The sequence below is a fragment of the Lysinibacillus sp. JK80 genome, from assembly GCF_027557635.1.
Taxonomy (GTDB): Bacteria; Bacillota; Bacilli; order Bacillales_A; family Planococcaceae; genus Lysinibacillus; species Lysinibacillus capsici.
On sequence record NZ_CP058997.1, the window covers coordinates 2217427 to 2235638 of the forward strand.

Here is an 18212-nt window from a genome sequence, read left to right on the forward strand (position 1 = left end):
TTTATGAGCAAAGAGCCTACTTTTTAGATAATTCTTACCCTCTTTACAAAGGGGATAACTCTCTATTTCAAGGAATATAAAAAGCAGTGCAAAACTATTCGAGTTTGCACTGCTTCCTCTATATTTAAGATCGTTTTTTCATGCCTTTTAACAACTGTGCTACATTCGTGTCTTCTGGTATAGTTTTTTCCTCAACCAGCGGCTCTTTTTTCTTCGCATTCGTTAGGAAATTCCAACCAAAACGTCTTATGGTAATATCAATAAAGAAAAGAAGCATACTTGCTAAGAGTAGCCATGTGGCAATATTTTGCCGATCTGCTCCTTTTGTCGTAAAGTCACGGAAGACATCTTGTGGTTCCTTTAAAACAGTGCCTCCTGTTCGTTGAGTTAACTCTTCTATCAGTTGGTTATTTACAGGGAGTAGTTCGTATTCAGCACTATAAGGAACACTTAGCCCTGCCTGATAAATGGCCTGCTTTTCATCTGCTATACGGAAGAAAATTAATCCAGGTTCAGCTTGTACTACAGCTCGAACTTGAGATGCGGAAATGGTTTCAAGTTGTGTTTCTAGCTCCTCCCCTGCTTCATTTACCGCTACAATATCTAAAAATGCGGCTTCATTTGTAGGGTCTGTAATCATAAAGGAACCATCTGCTTCCAATCTTACATCATAGGCTACATCATTGTAGCTTGGTAGCATTTGAGAAATAAGTGTTTGCCAAAATGCTCCCCAATTCTGCCATCTTGCCCAATCTCCTGTCCATTTACCCGTTGAATCAGATGTAAAGGCAAATGTTTTACCAAGACCATATTGCCACTGCGCTAACACAGGATCTTCTTTCTCACTTTTTGCTACAACAGTAGCCCCCTGTTTTGCCGTTGTCACAATATATGCATTCATTTGTGGGACACCATTAGCAAACAGTGAGTTCCATCCTGCTGCATTATAAATTGCCGGATAGAATGGATTGTCCTCAATATAGGTGCGGGAAATCATAGCTGTTTCTCGAGATAAAATAGAAGGAATGGTTTGCTCATCTATCACATCATAGAAACGTCCACTGCCCATGTCACTAAGCGCTTCTAATAAGTTCGCATCGGCATCTTGTCCAATCGCTACTGTCGATAAGGTTATACCCTCTTCTTTCCCTTCACCAATTAAATCCTCATAGTTCCCTGCCTGTGACTGCCCATCTGTTAAGAGGATAATATGCTTACGTTGGAGCTTTAAATCAGCAAGGTTCTCGTAGGCTTTAGCTAATGAACTATAGATTTCTGTTCCCCCACCAGGTGTTACTGATAAAATAGTATCCACAGCCTCTTCTTTACTGTTAAGAGGCCCTGTCTCTATAATCTCCCAAGGACGATCATCAAAGGCGATGAATCCTAATGTATCCTCGTCTCGCAACATCTCAACAGAACGTGCCGCTGCTTCCTTAGCAAGCTCAAGCTTCGAGCCTTGCATACTGCCAGAACGGTCAAGTACAATCACTAATCCTAAGGAAGGTAATTGCTCTTTGCCCTTAATTTCCATTTCCACTGGCAATAAGGTTTCAATCGGTGTTTTAAAATAGCCGCCTAGACCAAAACTATTTTCTCCACCCACCATTGTAAAACCAACTCCAAAGTTTTTGACTGCTTGCTCAATAACACTCATTTTTGCTTCACCCACTAAATGACCTGGTACATTGTCGAAAATGATAGCATTATATTGCAAATAGCTGGATAGTTCATTTGGTAAACTTTTAGGTGCTACAACATCATAAGCAATGGATTGACTACCAAGTGCTGCTGCGATGGGTGAAGCTGTTTCATAACCATTAACGATTAATAAATGTGGTTCACTTTGAACCATTGTGACACTAGTTAACTTATTGTTTTCAAAAATGGCATCCTGACCAACTTGAACAACGGCTTCATATTTTACAAGTCCTTCAGCTGTTGCTGCATGTTTATAGGTAAACACATTCGTGCCTTCTGTCAGCTCAACTGCCTCTCGATGAATAAGCTCATCATTTTCATATAATAACAGCTCACCTTGGCCTGCTGATGTTGCATGTATGTCTGTCACTAATTGTTGTTGCTCTCCAACATAAGCCACTTGAGGGGATACAAAGCTTTTTAGTGATACATCATTGACAACTGGTTGACTAAAAGGCTTAATATCCACACTAATATTAGAGCCTTTCAACTTCGTAGCAAATTCTAAAGCATCGCCCTTTGTCTCATTACCATCTGTTAATAGCACAAGACGAGTTGCTTTTTTAGGATCTATAATCCCTGAAGCAAGCTGTAGACTTTGTTCTATATTTGTTTGATCGGTAGCTTTAATTTCAGTTAGTTTCGGTACTTCCTTTAATGTTTTAGATAAAATGGCTTCTGTTTGTAAAGTAGAGGAAAATGAATAAATGCCCGCAAGCTGCGGTTCTTTTTTTGATTGGAGGCTCTCCTGTATAAACTGAACCATCTCATCTTCCGTACCATTCATAGAAGCAGAACGGTCTACTAAATAAATAATTTGTTCTTCTTTGATTGGTAATAATAGATATGGACCTGCGAGTGCAAAAACTAAACAGCCTGCTGCCACTATGCGAATAGTAAGTACAACAATATGACTTCTTTTAAGTCGCTGTCGCTCATGAAAGTATGTCCATCCAAAATACAAGAATAATGGAAGGAGTAACAACAATACTAACGGCATATCAATTCGTAAATCCACGACGTCGTTGCACCTCCCACTCTGAAACAAGCAATAGTAAAATAATTACAATTAGCCAAGGCACGAAAGAGGTCATCGACACTTCTTCCTTTCCATTGTCTGAAATATCACCTAATGTAAAACTTGTTCCTTGTTCAATGACACGTTCTTGTGCTTGCAATTGTACAATCAATTGTTTTTCCTCATTATTTGAGCGTACCATATAAATGCCTGGCTGTTTGGGCGCAGTTAGCATCCCCTTCGTAACAGACGAAAGAAACTCGTCTTCTTGCGAATAAACATTCCAGTCTCCTTGCGCTAAAGCAACTGCACGTTGTTCATTGGGTGAAAAAATCCCAAGTGACCCAACTGATTCTGTTAGCTGCTGCTCTGTACTCCATAGAAATAGTGGGAATGATGGATGTAAAGGCCAATCTGTATCAGCAATATCGGCTAAAACAACGATATCTCCTTTTGGGGAGCGTTGGATGAACGGCTCTTCTCCAACAGAAGCAATCGTTTCATAGTCCGCAAAACCAGGATAAACAGCACTAACATAAACATCCTTTAGTTCACTAAAGGCAAATAATGCATCACTGCTAGTGCTTACCGTCCCATTCGCATCTACTTTTTCTGCATCATCACGACCAAATAATACGAGGGGATTGTCCATCTTTTCCAATAACGCTGATTGGTTTGTGATTATGGTAGCATCTTGATTGTCAGCGACTTGCAAGGAAGGGACGATTTTTACGCCACTACTAACTGTTTGAAAACCTTTTTGTATCAGTTGATGCAAGCCTTGATCAACAATAATTTTTGACGTAGTCGTTTGTAGTAAAACTGTTTGTTGATTGTCTATGTCATAATCATCTTTTGCATCAATAATAGCTGTCATGGATTTTGCTAAAGGCAAATCTTTAAATGTTTTCGTAATGGCTTCATTTGGAGGCACAACGACACTTTCTGCTACCAGCTCCTCACCCTCTGCATTATTCAATGCGAGCGTTACCTTTTGCTCGGTATTTGTATCATTATGGAGTTGTACAAGTGCCAGCGTAGCTTGCCCATCTGTCGTAGCAGCAAAGCGGGTGATAGCGATATTTGTTAAGTCTTTTGTAGCACCTCTTACTAGCCATTTCACAGAATCCTTGTCCATCGGTAATTGCTTTTTATCAAGTGTATCTGTAAAAACATAGATAGAAGTCGGTGTGTCGCCCACAAATGCCTGTGCTACATCCAGCGCCTTATTCATTTCAGCAGTTTCATAGGTTACTTGTAAATCTTGAATAGCTTTTTTTATTTCACTTGTGTTTGTTTCTTGCTGTAAAACAGCTTTTGGTGCAGCACCAGTTGTAATTAATGTGACAGGTCGACCATTCAATTCATTCATCAAGTTCAGCATTTCCTGTTTATGAGCGTCAAAGGTTGATTGCTCTTTACCTGCCAGCATTGTGGCTGAAGTATCTACAATAAATATGGTTTGTGCACCAACAATGGTTGATTTTTTTATATAAGGATTCATCAATGCCAAAACAAGTAGCAGTAAAGCAAGAAGCTGTAAATATAGTAGGGCATTTTTTTGTAAATGCTTTAAATAAGGCGATACTCGCGTTTCCTGCATAATCTCCGACCAAAAAAGCGTCGAAGAAACTGTTTGATCTGTATATTTTTTTCGAAAGAAATAATAAAGTAGGACAATGACCGGGATGATGGCCGTCCAGCTAAATATAATTTGACTAAAGCCCAATACGGCTCACCTCACCTAATCCAATGTGCTTTTAATAATTGCTGGAAAATCGCATGTTGCAATCCATCTTCCACTTTCAATTGTAATTTTCGAACACCAAAGCGACGGCAAATGGCTTCAAATTCTTCTTCATGTAGTATGCGTCTTGCATGGTAGGACTCTAATACTTTAGAGGACATCGTCACATTCACATCATTACCTGTTTCACGATCAAGGAGACGTACATCACCCGAATAATTTGGTGACAGTTCTTCTTGCGTTACAATTTGCAAAATGCGAACATCTCCAGCATAGCGTGGTAGCCTTTTTAATAGCTGTTCCCATTCCTCAATTGGCTCTAATCCATCTGTAACAATGAATAATACGGTACTATCTTTAGGTAAAGCTTTAAGTGCATCCTTGGCAAAACGATTAGAGTAATTAGCTTCCTCTATATCTGTTACTAGCTGTAAAAAAGCTCGGCGATACATGGTACCCTTCCGTCGAAATGGTGGCTTCACTTCATCTTGGACAAAAGAAAAGGATAGACGATCATCTCGACCTAATACCATCAGACCGAGGGAGGCCACAATTTGACGAGCAAATAACCACTTAGCATGTTGCCCCATTGATTTGGTAGCATCTAGTAGAATATGTACACGCATCTCTTGCTCATCTAAAAACCTTTTAATAAAGTATTTATCTGTACGAGCAAAGACGTTCCAATCCACTTGGCGTACATCATCTCCTAAATGGTATTCTCGAAAATCCGAGAAATCAAGGGATGCCCCGAAGCGTTGAGAACGGTGCGAGCCCTTATGTTGCCCGCGTAGTTTGGAGGCCGTCGCTACTTGAAAGCGACTGATTTTCGCTAACCAGTCTTCGGGCAATAAGTATTTTGCTGTCACTTGCTAATACCTTGCTGAACTTTTTCTAAAATAACATCAATCACATCGTCTGCTGTTTTTCCTGAAGCCTCCCCTTCATAATTCAACAGCATGCGATGACGTAAAACAGGCTTAGCAACAGATTTAATATCCGCTACAGAAACATGAAAACGACCATTCATTAAAGCTCTTGCCTTTGCCAATTTGATTAAGCTCTGCAAACCACGTGGACCACTGCCATACATTGCATATTGTTTAACCTCATCAAGCGCATCTGTTCTCTCAGGATGCGTAGCCACTACTAGATCAGTTGCATACTCTAGCATTTCATCAGCAACCATCACTTCCTTTACCATTTGCTGAGCTTGAATGAGAGCATCCGTATCCATCTGTTTCTGTAAACCAATTTCCTGGGCACCTGTCGTTCGCTTCATAATTTCCATAAGTTCGCTTTTTTCTGGATAGGGTACAAGAATTTTACAAAGGAAACGGTCCATCTGTGCTTCTGGTAATGGGTATGTTCCTTCCATTTCAATAGGGTTTTGAGTTGCCAGCACGAAAAATGGTCTCGCCATTTTTTTTGTATCCCCTAATATGGTTACCGTTTTTTCTCCCATTGCTTCCAACAAGGCACTTTGGGTTTTGGGTGTTGCGCGATTTATCTCATCAGCCAATACCATTTGACTAAAGATTGGCCCAGGTTGAAAGGTAAATTGCTGCTTCCCATCGGGTGTACGTTCAATCATGCTCGTACCTGTTATATCTGCTGGCATAAGATCTGGTGTAAATTGAATACGTGAAAACGACAGATCCAGTACCTCTGAAATGGTACGAATTAACATCGTTTTTCCTAAACCAGGTAAACCTTCTAACAATGCATGACCATCCGCTAATACTGCATACAGGGTATAATCAATTGCTTCTTCCTGTCCAACAATGAAGCGATGGATTTCTTCTTTAACTTGTTGTAATTTCGTACTCATATCTACATACTGTTGCTCTGTAAAGGCCATTTCTTTTCCTCCTACTGCGACTCAATTGACGTGAAATAAGATTGCACGACATTTTGTAAATCCTTCGGTAATTGTAAGCGCTCTGAACTCTCTAAATAGCTGTCTTTATAAGAGCCAATTACTTCTTCATAAGGTCGAATAGAACCTTTTGTTATCGGACCATTTCCTTGTTGCTCAGATACATGGGAACCATCTCCTAATGCGCCACCATCTACTGATGTCTCACTTGCCCCACCTATTCGATTCGGTGTCGTTAGCAAATTCCGACCGCCTTGGCCACTTCCTGTTCCTTGACCACCTTGTCCCTGACCTTGACCTTGACCTTGGCCCTGTCCTTGGCCTTGGCCTTGGCCTTGTCCCTGGCCTTGGCCTTGGCCTTGGCCCTGGCCTTGACCATTGCTCTGGCTACTACCATTTTGCTGTTGAGAACCACTTTGAGCATTATTTTGACTAGACTGGCTTTGTTGATTACTAGGTTGGGAATTACCAGATGACTGTTGACTGTTTTGATTGTGGCTGCTGGCATTATTGGCACTCGCAATTGCATTTTGTAAGGAGTTACTCGCTGGTTTACCAAGTTTACTCATAGCAGTTTGTGTGGCATTTGCATTTTCTGTGAGCCCTTGCTGCATTTGGGCAAGCTCTTTTAGCTGCTCAACCTCTTCCTTCGATAATCCTTGGCCTTCTGTTGTGCCATCTTGACTAGCCGTTTGTTTATCCTTTAATTGCTGCTCCTTTAATGCTAGCTCCTTTTGCTTTTTGACAACTTCTCGTAAAGCTTCTTCTGCTGTTTCAGCCTCTTTTAAAGTATTTTGAAGTTCTTGCAATTGCTCCTTTACTTCTTTTGTTTCCGCCTTCTTCTCTAATTCAGCAACTTCCTTCTTCATATCTTCGATAACTGCTTGCTCCTTTTCAACCTCTATTGCTTCAATTTGCGTAGCTGCTGGGAACATATAAAGAATGGCTAGTACAACTGTTGTAATAAATAAACCGATAAACGCCTTTGGACGAAATAGATTTTTCTTTCGAGCCTTAAAGTCTGCGAAAGCTTTTTCAGCATTTTGGATAGCTTTCGATAATAATGATTGAACAAGAGGATCCTGATCATCTTTAAATGATAAAGCTGTCACTAATTCATTATGTGAGAAATAATGATCCAGTTTATGCAATGCCTCTTTCTCTTTGACCCGTTTCCACCAAATATAAGCAATGGTTGAAATAATAACGGTAATAAAGGCTCCTAACGCTATTTGGCGATAATATGGCCAGACAAATAGTCGGGAAATAAGTACGAGAGAAGCACTCGAAAGCAATGCCAAAAACAAACCGTATTGTGCAATGGGAATGCTTCTTTCAAGAGTTAATCTCGATTTTGCACGCTGAATATATTTTCGTAATTGCTTACGACGCTCCATACCAATTCCTCCTCATCGGTTACTTTTCATGTTGGCACGCAATTTTTTAATCGCAATCGTTAAACAAAGCACAATGATGAATACATAAGTAATTAAATAAGTAATCCATACAGGTAGTTCTACACCCGACAGCTCTGCTAATGCATCCCCCATCTCTGGAGAAATAAGTGTCAGCATCAAGGCACCTGGATTAATAGATGCCCAGAAATAGGTCATAAAGGAGGCACCTGTTCCAATGGCATTGCCCATTTGATGAAAGGCCATTGTTAAAAAGAAGAAGAATGCTGTAATACCTCCTAAGAAAATGATTGAGCCGTATGTGGCAATCATGGCAACAATAGTTCTCTTAGTAATCGTAGAAAACATCACGCCTATACTACCTATTGCTACTACAGTGACTAAATAAAATAAAAATATAGAAATAAGCTGTGAAGGCGACACACCACCGAATAGAAACACTAGACTGTATAGTGGTAATCCCGCTACCAGCATCAATACTAGAAATGCTACGGAGGATAGTAATTTTCCAATAACAATTTGTGTAGAACTTTGTGTCGTTGTTAATAAAATATTTAATGTTTGCTTTTCGCGCTCACTACTGATAGCACCAGCAGTCAAACTTGGTGTAATGAAAAGAACTAATGCCATTTGCAAGATGGTTAGCACAGCAAACATCATAAAGCTTGTCTCTGGTTTAAAGAAGCCTCTGCCAGTAAATTCAGTTGTAAGCAATAAAAACCCTGCAATGAAAATACACAGTACCGCTAAATAAAACATTAAACCTGAAAAGCTTTTAAAAGAACGGAAGCGTAACTTCAATTCTTTAACAAGTACTGGATTATAAAATCTTTCCATCATTGATTGTCCGCTCCCTTCGTAATCGCCATAAAGACATCCTCTAAATCCTTCTCTTCTTCACTTAATGCATAGATTGGTAAATCTGTAAGCATAGCTTTTTTTAGCAATGCCACCTGTTCAGCATTTGTTCCTCGATAGTTAAAGGCTATTTCTAAACGATTTTCAATGACATCAATTGATGAAATATGAGGATCTTCCTCTAAAAACGCTCGTACTGCATCCAATTGATCTGTCACTTTCAACACAATACGCTTTTCTCCTTGTAGCTGGGCCTGAATCGCGGCTACATTTCCATGTGCAATTAATTTACCATTATCAATAACACCGATTTCATCACACATCTCAGCAAGTTCAGGTAAAATATGCGACGAAATTAAAATTGTTTTTCCCATAGACTTTAAATTCCGTAAAATATCTCGCATTTCCACACGAGCACGCGGATCTAGTCCTGATGCAGGTTCATCTAGAATCAGTACCTTTGGATCATGGATGAGTGCACGAGCTAAACATAAGCGTTGCTTCATACCACGTGATAATAAATCAACATATTCATAGCGTTTACTTGTTAAATTCACTAGTTCTAATAGTTGTGGAATTAACACTTGACGCTCTGCTAATTGGATACCGTAGCTCGCTCCATAAAAATCTAAATATTCATCTACTTTTAACTGATCATAAACACCAAAGAAATCGGGCATATAACCAATTTGCTTTCGAACTTCTTTTGGTTCCTTCACAACACTTTTGCCATTTATCAGAGCATCTCCTGAAGTCGGTGACAATAGTGTAGCTAAAATAGAGAATGTCGTTGATTTCCCTGCTCCATTTGCGCCAACAAATCCAAATACAACGCCTTCTTCTAAAGATAAGTTTAAATGATCTAATGCTGTAAAGGAGCCGTATCGTTTCGTTAAATCACGAATTTCAATCATTATTTTGCCACTCCTTTCAGCTCTATGTCTGGTAACTTCGTTTGTTCTCCTGATGGATCGGGACCATATTTGATTTCAATTCGAAGCTCTCCATCTTGATTAAAGTATGTGGAAATCTTGTCTGTAAACACTTGCTTTGTATCGACTAAAGGCTCATATATATTCGTTTCATTATTCCAAATGGATAGCTGCATACGTGAGACATCCTTATTAGAAATTGTCAGCTCATTAAGTGATTCAACGGCATCCATGAATTGATCTGGCATGGTCATCGTTACTTCGTACAAACCTTCAGATAGGTACCATTTATTCAATTCTTCCTCGATCTTTTCATAATAGCCATTTGCTGATAGTGGCTCTACTGAATACGAGAAGTTATTACGCTTCATTGTAAATGGCCCTGTTAGCTCAACTTTTCCTTTAAATGGTTGAACAAGCATCGTAATCGGTGACATATTGGCACTTGTTTCTAATTCAACACCTACCACAGCTTGATCTGTCCAAGCTGTAAGTATTGGCTGGTTATCCTTTTCGACAAGCGGCAATGCTAAAGTTTTCATTCGTTCAATCCGCATTGGGTTTACCTCATCCTTTTTCGATGGGTAACTATAATAATAATTATTGAAAATAGATGGTTTTTGAAGAACCGTTGTTTTCAGTTCCTTATTTACCTGTAATGTTCCATTTGCTTCAATATCACCTAGTTTTACTTCTTTCACACCAGAGATTAATGTGACATCTTTTAATGCAAACGGGAAATTATTTTTAACTGTTCCTGTTAGTTTTTCATTTTTCAGTGTTATATCTATATCCATCTTCCCGATATTTTGTGCTGATGTTTTTCCACCAAAGGATTGCACAGACCAGTAGCTTAAATCACGTAATGTTAGTGTTGAACCGCTAGCATTTTCTTTTATATAAGAAGATTCATGTAATGGTCCCATCGTGCCTGTGAAGTTATTATAATTTCTTAATGCAACAGCAGTTGTATTTTGGTCAGCATTGACCACAAAGTCCCCACTGCGATTCGTTAGAATGGACTCTACATAATAGCCATTTACACTATTGTCTTCATTTACTTTATAGAATGCAGATTGTTGAACTTGTGGCTGAACAATACGATCCTTCGCTCCGACAATAAAGAGAACAATGGAAAGAACAACAGAGATAGACGGTATTATCCACCATGCATGCTCACGCTTGTCCGCTTTTTTCAAGACAAAATAAAGAATTGGCCCGATTATTAAAATATAAAGAATAATGACAATTAGCATATAGCTCACTGATACTTCGAATGATGGAAATAGTTCATTAATGTTACGAAGTTCATAAGATATTTGATCGAGAGGAGATTGTCCCTGTCTCATCATTCCTTGCTGTGAAATACTTTGAATATTTATCACTTTGGCTAAAAGTGCTCCGTAGCCGTCCATAGAAGCAAGTGGTTGATCACCTAAAGAGAAGGTTGTTTGAATCACTTCCCCGCTACCCACTTTTTTCTTTGCTGCTAACACTTCATTATTTTCTGTTAATACAGGTAAACTTCCTTCACTACTAGTAGCTGAGTAAACTGAAATCGGCTGTGTAAAAATGCCGCCTCCTGACAATTTAGTTAAAGCTTCTGCAGAAATCGCAGTCATTTCTTGTGATAATGACAAAGGTAAATACTCTTTAAAAACCCCTGCTGTAGCATTAATTTGGTCAGCAGCACCTAGAAGTAAGGTACCACCATCCTGTACCCATTTTAGTAATGCTTCTTGTTGTTTCGGTGTTAAATCAGCAATAGCCACTTCATCTACAACAATGACATTGGCCATCGCAAGTCCCTGCGAATCTTCTGGAAGTGTATAATCTTTTAATTGATTGATATTAAATACTTCCACATTACTTTGAGCTACAAATGTTGATAAACGTAATAGTGCTGAAAGTCGATCACTTTTATCTGTTAATGTATAAATGAATGTTGATGAGGGGTCTAAAAAATTTGATTGCAGACGTTTAGTTCCCTTATAGGCAATCTTTTTTCCTTTTTCAATGCTTCCCTCATAAAAAGCAAATAAATCGGTGTCCGAATAACTATAGTCAGCTAAACCATCAAGATAGAAAGTAAATGTCTTTTCCTCTCCTGCTGCTATATCAATTGGAACGACAAGTGCTGAAGCTGCCTCATAAGAATTTGATGAATTAATCGCCATATCTCCTGAGAAGTCAGCTCCATTATTTTTCACTGTAACTTGGAGTGGTACTACTGATTGATATTTCGCTTTACCAGAAACACCCGCTGTTGCTTTCACCTCTAGCGTAGCAGCAGCACTTGCCTGAGTTGTAGGCAAGATAAAGCTCATTACCAGCATGACTAGTAAGGTCAGTGCCGTCCATTTTGTCTTTTTCAAAAGCTCAACCCCTTTTTATGTAAATAGATGGTTACATAATTATACGATTTATATTGCATTTTGTTCCATTTCTTATGTTATCTTCATTAATATTCATAAACTCTTAAGAATTCTACAATGCAAAAAGGCAACTCCAAAACAACCTGGAGCTGCCTGATTTTCTATTTAGTATAATCAAACAAACACCGTGCATGATCCTGCACTACTTCCACAAACGCCTCTACTTGTCTTAATTCAAAAGAGGATTCATAACCAATTAGCCAAGTATCGCGTGTAAGACCAAACTCTTTTTCATCATTTGATAGAGGGATTTTGTGAATGGCATCGTGGTCATTTAACGTAATAGAAGGCAAGATTGCATAACCGATACCATTTAATGCCATTTGCTTGCAAATTTCAATTTGATCCACTAAAATTTGTTTTCTTGGATTCGAGGTAAAATGCTGCTGCCACCATTGCTGAATTTCTTGATAATAGTTGGAATCACTCTTATATTGAATAAATGGACGGTCTGTTTTTAACACATCTTCAATTGTTTTAACCTCTTTGTCCACTAAATAAAGAGTATCTCTGAAAAGGTGGATCTTTTCTCCTTTCCAGTCAACTTGGCCTCGTACAATGCCTACATGGGCCTCGCCCTCGTAAAGAGCCTTCACAATTTCAGAACTCCAGCCCGTCATCAGTGATATTTTAGCCTCTGGATATTTTGACACAAACTCCTTCAAGATTTTTGGTAGCCAGTTCTGACCAACAATGGAAGCACAAGCAATTTTCAATGTCCCGTTTACCTTTGTCGTTAAGGATTGAATCGTTTCAAATATTTCTTCCTTTTTGGCTAGCATTTCCTTTGCATAAGCAATAACTTGTTCACCAGCAGGTGTTGCTGTTAAACCTTTTTGTGAACGAATAAATAATTGTGCACCCCAGTCTTTCTCAATCGTTTGCAATCGTTGTGAAAGGGCTGGTTGGGATAAAAATAGACGTTCTGCTGCTTTCCGCATATTGCGTTCTTCAGCTAAGATTTTTAAAATTTCTGCCTCTGTTGCCATCAATCTGTAAACCTCCAATACAAGCAAAGAGGGCCTCATGATTTTCATCTGAGTTCCCTCTTAAGCTACTACTCTTTTTGATAAATATATTTTTTCAATTGCTTTAAAATAACACGTCTTGTTAATATCCCTGCGAATGTACCATCTTCGTCCACTACACATAAAAAGGCGTGGTTAATAACTAAATCCAAAGCACGCTGGAAAGTATCCGTCAGCTTCAATACAGCGATCTCTTTTTCCATAATAGAGTCAACCTTAATATCAGGTAGCTTTTCATATTCAATATGCTCAAGTCCAAGAATCGATTCGGTAATCATTTTCATGCTAAGTAAACCTTGAAGTCGATATTTCAAATCTAATACAGGTATGGACGAGTACCCTGTACGTGTTAGTACAAGGAGTGCATGTTCCGCACTATTTCCACTTTGTACATGCGCAACTTTTTCAGAGGAAATGATAAAATCACTAATTGGCATTGCTAATAAGTCTTTGCTGTTAGTTGAAATCATGAACTTCTTCTCCTTTTCTGTCCTCACTGTGTAGAACAGTCCTTCCCTTTCATCATATCACAACTTTTCTATGTATGACCATGACCAGGCCGAGAAGAGTTTTTCATGAACAATGAATTATTTTAGCCTTTACAGCAAAAACTTAGAATATCTTCATCCAGTCAAGTTTTTCGTGACCGAATGAAGATGGTTCTTAACTAATAGCCCGCCTTACTCCAGTAGTAAAAAATCATGATCCCTAAAAAAAGCAAAAAAATTGCATAGACCCAAACAATTGGGTTCAACATCGTTGCATATTCTTCAACTGTTTCTGAAATAGGGGTATCATTTTCAGATTTCCGTTCAGAAGTCATTTTAGCTATTTTTAACGTATAAACAAACGAAATAGCAGAAATGATCACAATGGCAATAATTGCTGGTATTAACCACATACCCATCGGCAAAACTCCTTTCTTTACCCTTAGTATGCGTCAACCCAGCTATTCGTTATGCAAAGATTTTTAGAATGGATATTGATTGAGCCACTGCCCACCATCCAAAGTTACACATTCTCCATTCATATAACTTGCTTTGTTAGACATCATAAATGTAGCTAAATCAGCAATTTCTTCTGGTGTTCCTATACGGCCTAGTGGAACAGAATCTAGTGTACGAGCTGCCGCTGCTTCTGATTCCCAAAGCTTATCGGCTCCACCAGTACGCTCGATCGGACCTGGTGCAATAGCATTAACCCGAATCCCATACTGTTTCCCCCACTCAACAGCTAGCGTTCTCGTCAATGATAGTACCCCTGCTTTTGCTGCAGCTGAATGGATCACACCTGCTCCTGCATTCCAAGCATACGTCGCTACCATATTTAATATAGACCCTTTGATCTTATTCTCAATCCAATACTTGCCTACTGCTGAAGAGCAATAGAATGTACCATTTAATACAATATCTACGACAGCCTTCCAGCCATTCGGTGATAAATCCTCTGCACGTACAATAAAGTTACCCGCTGCATTATTCACAAGCCCATCCACTTGACCAAATTTTTCAGTAGCAAATTCGAGCATAGCCTCAGCATGCTCAGGTACACGTACATCCATTTGGAATGTCTCAATAGAGGGACCAGCCTCCGCTATAAATTTCTTTGCCTCTGCTAATCGTTCTTCGTTACGACCTGTTATGACAACATTAGCTCCCTCAGTTACGAACTGCTTTGCCATATACAGCCCCATACCACTTGATCCACCCGTAATAATAATCGTCTTCCCTTGCAACATTCCATTTCCCCCTTTGTTAAAAATGAATGGTGATTCACTAAAAGTTTACTATATATTCTCGAATATGTCATATTAATTCTATAGAATGCGAGTTTATTTTCTGAAAAAATATAAAAGAGCCATTCATTCAATGAATAGCTCTCCAATATCATTAAAACTCATACGTATAGGCAATTTTATATAGCTCCATTAACTCTTCTAAAGTTGGTATCTTCGGATTGTTACCAGGACTCCCACTTGCAAGTGCATCCTCAGCCATTTTAGGAATGGCCTGATAATAAGCATGCTCCTCGATTCCCCACTGCTTTAAATTGCCAATTTTCATATACTTACACATATCTTTAATGGACATAATAGCAAGCTGAGCAAGCTCCTCTTGCGATAGACGTTCTTTTGTTTTATTAAAAAATTGTCCTAAATCTGCCAATCGATCTATACAAGCGTCTTTTGAATAATCTAGTACAGCTGGTAAAAGCATCGCATTGGAGATGCCATGCGGTACGTGGAAAAGTGCCCCAATCGGACGGGACATTCCATGTACAAGGGCAACAGAAGCATTAGAAAATGACAGCCCTGCCTGCATCGAACCCAATGACATCGCTTCCCTAGCATCAACATCATCTCCATATTCATAAACCCTTATGATGTTATTCACAATTAATTCCATAGCAGATAAGGCGAGCACATTCGAATAAGGATGAGCTAAACGTGATAAATAGCTCTCAATGGCATGGCTCAATGCATCTATTCCAGTTGCTGCGGTAATTGCTGGAGGTGAGGTAATGGTTAAAATAGGATCAACAATCGCTATAGTGGGCATAAAAGCTGGTTGCTTAATCATCATTTTCACATCACTTTTTGTATTGGTAATAACAGTGGCATCTGTTGCTTCAGAGCCTGTACCTGCTGTTGTTGGTATCGCAATGTGTGGAATAGGTGCTTCAGCTGCAACCTTTGCCATTTTCATATAATCTCCTATGTAGCCGCCATTTGTAGCCACTACTGCAATCGCCTTCGCCGTATCAATACAGCTACCACCACCAACAGAAATAATGATATCACAGTTTTCTTTCTGCAAAAGCTGCAATCCCTCTGTTACATACGTATCATCTGGCTCGGTTGTCACCCCTATATATGAAACGACGTCTATCCCTTGGGTCTTTAACAGTGTATGGCATTTCTTGATAAAGCCTAAACTGTCCATAATTGGATCACTAATAATTAATGCCTTTGAACCTAGTTTTTTCGCATACTCTCCCACTTCTTCAAATGAATCTCGACCATATACAATCGTTCCTGGTGAATGGACAGTAAAGATGGTTTTTGTTTGAATCATATTTTCCCTCCTAAGCTATTGAGCTGTATAGCCACCATCTAATAGAATGGCCTGGCCGGTTAACCCCTTTGCTACATCACTTGCTAAATATAAAGCAAGTCCTGTAATTTCAGAGACATCAAGTAAACGTTTTTGCGGTACAAGTGGGTATAACACTTGTTCAAGAACTTCTTCCACTTGAATACCCCGTGTCTGTGCTAAATCCATAAACTGATTACGTACTAATTCCGTGTCAACATACCCTGGACAAATAGCATTTACCGTAATTCCCTCTGTCGCCACCTCTAGTGCCGTTACCTTAGTAAGCCCAATCACACCATGCTTTGCTGCATTATATCCCGCCTTCCCAGCAAACCCAATGACGCCATTGATGGAGGCCATATTGATAATACGACCAAATTGATTTTTCTTCATATGTGGTAACGCATACTTCATCGCCACAAAGGGAGCAACGACCATCACTTTTTGCATTGACTCAAAAATTTCTGTCTTAAAATCCTCTATAAGCGACACATGTTGAAATCCTGCATTATTGATTAAAATATCTAATGTTGAGAATTTATTAATCGTAAAATCAATGGCTTCTCTTATGGCTTGTTCTTCTGTCACATCACATATATAGGAAGTTAAAGAGGGGTATTGTGCGACGGCTTCCTCAAGAAGCTGTTCATTTTTATCTGATATCACAACATTAGCCCCTTGCTCAGCAAATGCTTGTGCCATAGCAAGACCAATACCACGAGCTGCCCCTGTAATAAAAACCGTTTTTCCTCGCATACTTCATCCCTCCTACATCCCTAATGAGAATAATATGATTGCAAGTATTGTACCTATGATAGGGATAATAACCGTCAAAGCTCCAAATGGCATATATGCATCCTTATGCTTTTCATTACATACTGAATTGATGGTTGTCACAACATATCCTCCGTGCGGCAATGAATCTAGGGAACCAGATGCTATAGCAATTGTCCGATGCAACGCCTCTGTATCTACACCCATCTCGATATAATGCGGTGCTAGTAAGGGCATAGCAATTGTTTGTCCCCCTGATGCTGAACCTGTTAAACCAGCAATAACCGCAATTGCTAAGGCTCCTCCAATCAGCGGACTGCCAGGGATATTGGTCATTACATCAACAGTTGCAACAAAGGATGGTGTTGCTTTTACTACTCCGCCAAAGCCGACAACAGCCGCCGTATTTGCAATGGCAATAATAGCACCCATTGCACCTGCTGCTAATGTTGCGCCAACTGACTTTGCATATTTGTAACTCACTAAATAAGCAACGATACAGCCACTAGTTAAGGCTACAATTAAAGCAGAGGTTCCAAGTGAATCATGGAAAATATAAGAAATGACTAAAACAACTAATAATGGTATGAGACTCAAAAGGGGACTCGGAAGCTTTCTTGTTTCATCAGCTACTGGATCGGTGGAGCGCTCAATGAAAATTTCCCCATTGTTAACAGCGCGTTTAATCATCCAATTCAGCCAAAGCGAGCCACCAACAGCCATAAAAATAGCCACGACAATACTAACTTGCCAACCTGCATATGGAGTTGTACCAAGATATGGAATTGGTATCCAATTTTGAATCTCAGGTGAGCCTGCTGATGTCATCGTAAATGTGACAGAACCTAGGCCCAGTGCAGCAGGAATAAAACGTCGTGGAAAGTTTGCTTGTTTAAATAAACTAATAGCCATTGGATAAACTGAAAAGGCTACGATAAAAACTGAAACACCACCATATGTGAGTACTGCTGCAGCTAAAACTACAGCATATGTGGCATATTTCACCCCTATTTTTTCTACAATCCATTTAGAGACACTATCTGCAGCGCCTGTGTCCTCCATGACTTTGCCGAAAATGGCGCCCGCCATGAACATTAAATACCATGAACCAACAAATCCGGTGAATCCATCCATATAGCTCGTTAGAAAGTTGGCCTGATCTTTATCAGCTGTTTGAGGAAAAAATGCAAGACCGTTTGTTAAGGCTGCTAACAGCGCAGTTAACGGTGCTGAAATAAGTAGATTTACACCCTTCATTGTTAAATAAACTAATAATGCTAAACTACCAAAAAGACCAATATACTCTAACATTTACACCCCACCCATCCCC

General features: G+C 39.3%; 15 protein-coding genes. All 15 read right to left on the bottom strand.

The genetic code is table 11. From position 1 onward, the window contains the following. Positions 1 to 124: 124 nt before the first annotated feature. Complete coding sequence (locus HXV90_RS11550) at positions 125 to 2719, bottom strand: VWA domain-containing protein (protein ID WP_269898980.1); 2595 nt, start codon at positions 2717 to 2719, stop codon at positions 125 to 127. After that, the gene (locus tag HXV90_RS11555) at positions 2703 to 4448 is read right to left on the bottom strand and encodes a vWA domain-containing protein (RefSeq protein WP_048391971.1); all 1746 of its coding nucleotides are present in this window, start codon (positions 4446 to 4448) and stop codon (positions 2703 to 2705) included. Before HXV90_RS11555 ends, HXV90_RS11550 begins: the two co-directional genes overlap by 17 nt. Before the next feature lie 11 nt (positions 4449 to 4459). After that, a complete protein-coding gene (locus HXV90_RS11560; protein ID WP_066037221.1) occupies positions 4460 to 5335 on the bottom strand; it encodes a DUF58 domain-containing protein in 876 nt (291 codons plus the stop codon). Then, complete coding sequence (locus tag HXV90_RS11565; RefSeq protein ID WP_048391973.1) at positions 5332 to 6327, bottom strand: AAA family ATPase; 996 nt, start codon at positions 6325 to 6327, stop codon at positions 5332 to 5334. The genes HXV90_RS11560 and HXV90_RS11565 overlap by 4 nt, the downstream gene beginning before the upstream one ends. 11 nt (positions 6328 to 6338) lie before the next feature. Continuing rightward, positions 6339 to 7742 (bottom strand): hypothetical protein, encoded by a 1404-nt coding sequence (locus HXV90_RS11570; RefSeq protein WP_269898981.1) that lies wholly within the window; start codon positions 7740 to 7742, stop codon positions 6339 to 6341. 12 nt (positions 7743 to 7754) lie between these two features. Next, complete coding sequence (locus tag HXV90_RS11575) at positions 7755 to 8600, bottom strand: ABC transporter permease (RefSeq protein WP_054549813.1); 846 nt, start codon at positions 8598 to 8600, stop codon at positions 7755 to 7757. Further along, on the bottom strand, positions 8597 to 9532 hold the full coding sequence (locus tag HXV90_RS11580) for an ABC transporter ATP-binding protein (protein WP_048391976.1): 936 nt from the start codon (positions 9530 to 9532) through the stop codon (positions 8597 to 8599). Before HXV90_RS11580 ends, HXV90_RS11575 begins: the two co-directional genes overlap by 4 nt. Further along, positions 9532 to 11925 (bottom strand): DUF7408 domain-containing protein, encoded by a 2394-nt coding sequence (locus HXV90_RS11585; protein WP_269898982.1) that lies wholly within the window; start codon positions 11923 to 11925, stop codon positions 9532 to 9534. The genes HXV90_RS11580 and HXV90_RS11585 overlap by 1 nt, the downstream gene beginning before the upstream one ends. Positions 11926 to 12086: 161 nt before the next feature. Beyond that, on the bottom strand, positions 12087 to 12974 hold the full coding sequence (locus HXV90_RS11590) for a transcriptional regulator CcpC (protein ID WP_269899038.1): 888 nt from the start codon (positions 12972 to 12974) through the stop codon (positions 12087 to 12089). Between the two features lie 68 nt (positions 12975 to 13042). After that, on the bottom strand, positions 13043 to 13483 hold the full coding sequence (gene cbpB / locus HXV90_RS11595; protein ID WP_004224640.1) for a cyclic-di-AMP-binding protein CbpB: 441 nt from the start codon (positions 13481 to 13483) through the stop codon (positions 13043 to 13045). A gap of 197 nt (positions 13484 to 13680) precedes the next feature. Then, positions 13681 to 13920 carry a hypothetical protein gene (locus HXV90_RS11600; RefSeq protein WP_048391979.1) on the bottom strand — a complete coding sequence of 80 codons (240 nt, stop codon included), beginning with the start codon at positions 13918 to 13920 and terminating at the stop codon, positions 13681 to 13683. Between the two features lie 63 nt (positions 13921 to 13983). Then, a complete protein-coding gene (fadH, locus tag HXV90_RS11605; protein WP_269898983.1) occupies positions 13984 to 14751 on the bottom strand; it encodes a 2,4-dienoyl-CoA reductase in 768 nt (255 codons plus the stop codon). A 151-nt stretch (positions 14752 to 14902) separates the two neighbouring features. After that, positions 14903 to 16087, bottom strand: a complete 1185-nt coding sequence (locus HXV90_RS11610) for an iron-containing alcohol dehydrogenase (RefSeq protein WP_269898984.1) — start codon at positions 16085 to 16087, stop codon at positions 14903 to 14905. A gap of 15 nt (positions 16088 to 16102) precedes the next feature. Next, positions 16103 to 16864: a 3-hydroxybutyrate dehydrogenase gene (locus HXV90_RS11615; RefSeq protein ID WP_103117514.1), complete on the bottom strand. Its 762-nt coding sequence runs from the start codon at positions 16862 to 16864 to the stop codon at positions 16103 to 16105. Positions 16865 to 16876: 12 nt separating this feature from the next. Beyond that, entirely contained in the window at positions 16877 to 18193 is a 1317-nt protein-coding gene (locus tag HXV90_RS11620; protein WP_054549811.1) for a GntP family permease, read from the bottom strand. Between the last annotated feature and the right edge of the window lie 19 nt (positions 18194 to 18212).

Bases quoted from the DNA above. Each gene is read 5' to 3' on its own strand.
- HXV90_RS11565 (WP_048391973.1), bottom strand. From the start codon at position 6,327: ATGGCCTTTACAGAGCAACAGTATGTAGATATGAGTACGAAATTACAA.
- HXV90_RS11570 (WP_269898981.1), bottom strand. From the start codon at position 7,742: ATGGAGCGTCGTAAGCAATTACGAAAATATATTCAGCGTGCAAAATCG.
- HXV90_RS11575 (WP_054549813.1), bottom strand. From the start codon at position 8,600: ATGATGGAAAGATTTTATAATCCAGTACTTGTTAAAGAATTGAAGTTA.
- HXV90_RS11580 (WP_048391976.1), bottom strand. From the start codon at position 9,532: ATGATTGAAATTCGTGATTTAACGAAACGATACGGCTCCTTTACAGCA.
- HXV90_RS11590 (WP_269899038.1), bottom strand. From the start codon at position 12,974: ATGGCAACAGAGGCAGAAATTTTAAAAATCTTAGCTGAAGAACGCAAT.
- cbpB (WP_004224640.1), bottom strand. From the start codon at position 13,483: ATGATTTCAACTAACAGCAAAGACTTATTAGCAATGCCAATTAGTGAT.
- HXV90_RS11600 (WP_048391979.1), bottom strand. From the start codon at position 13,920: ATGGGTATGTGGTTAATACCAGCAATTATTGCCATTGTGATCATTTCT.
- fadH (WP_269898983.1), bottom strand. From the start codon at position 14,751: ATGTTGCAAGGGAAGACGATTATTATTACGGGTGGATCAAGTGGTATG.
- HXV90_RS11610 (WP_269898984.1), bottom strand. From the start codon at position 16,087: ATGATTCAAACAAAAACCATCTTTACTGTCCATTCACCAGGAACGATT.
- HXV90_RS11615 (WP_103117514.1), bottom strand. From the start codon at position 16,864: ATGCGAGGAAAAACGGTTTTTATTACAGGGGCAGCTCGTGGTATTGGT.
- HXV90_RS11620 (WP_054549811.1), bottom strand. From the start codon at position 18,193: ATGTTAGAGTATATTGGTCTTTTTGGTAGTTTAGCATTATTAGTTTAT.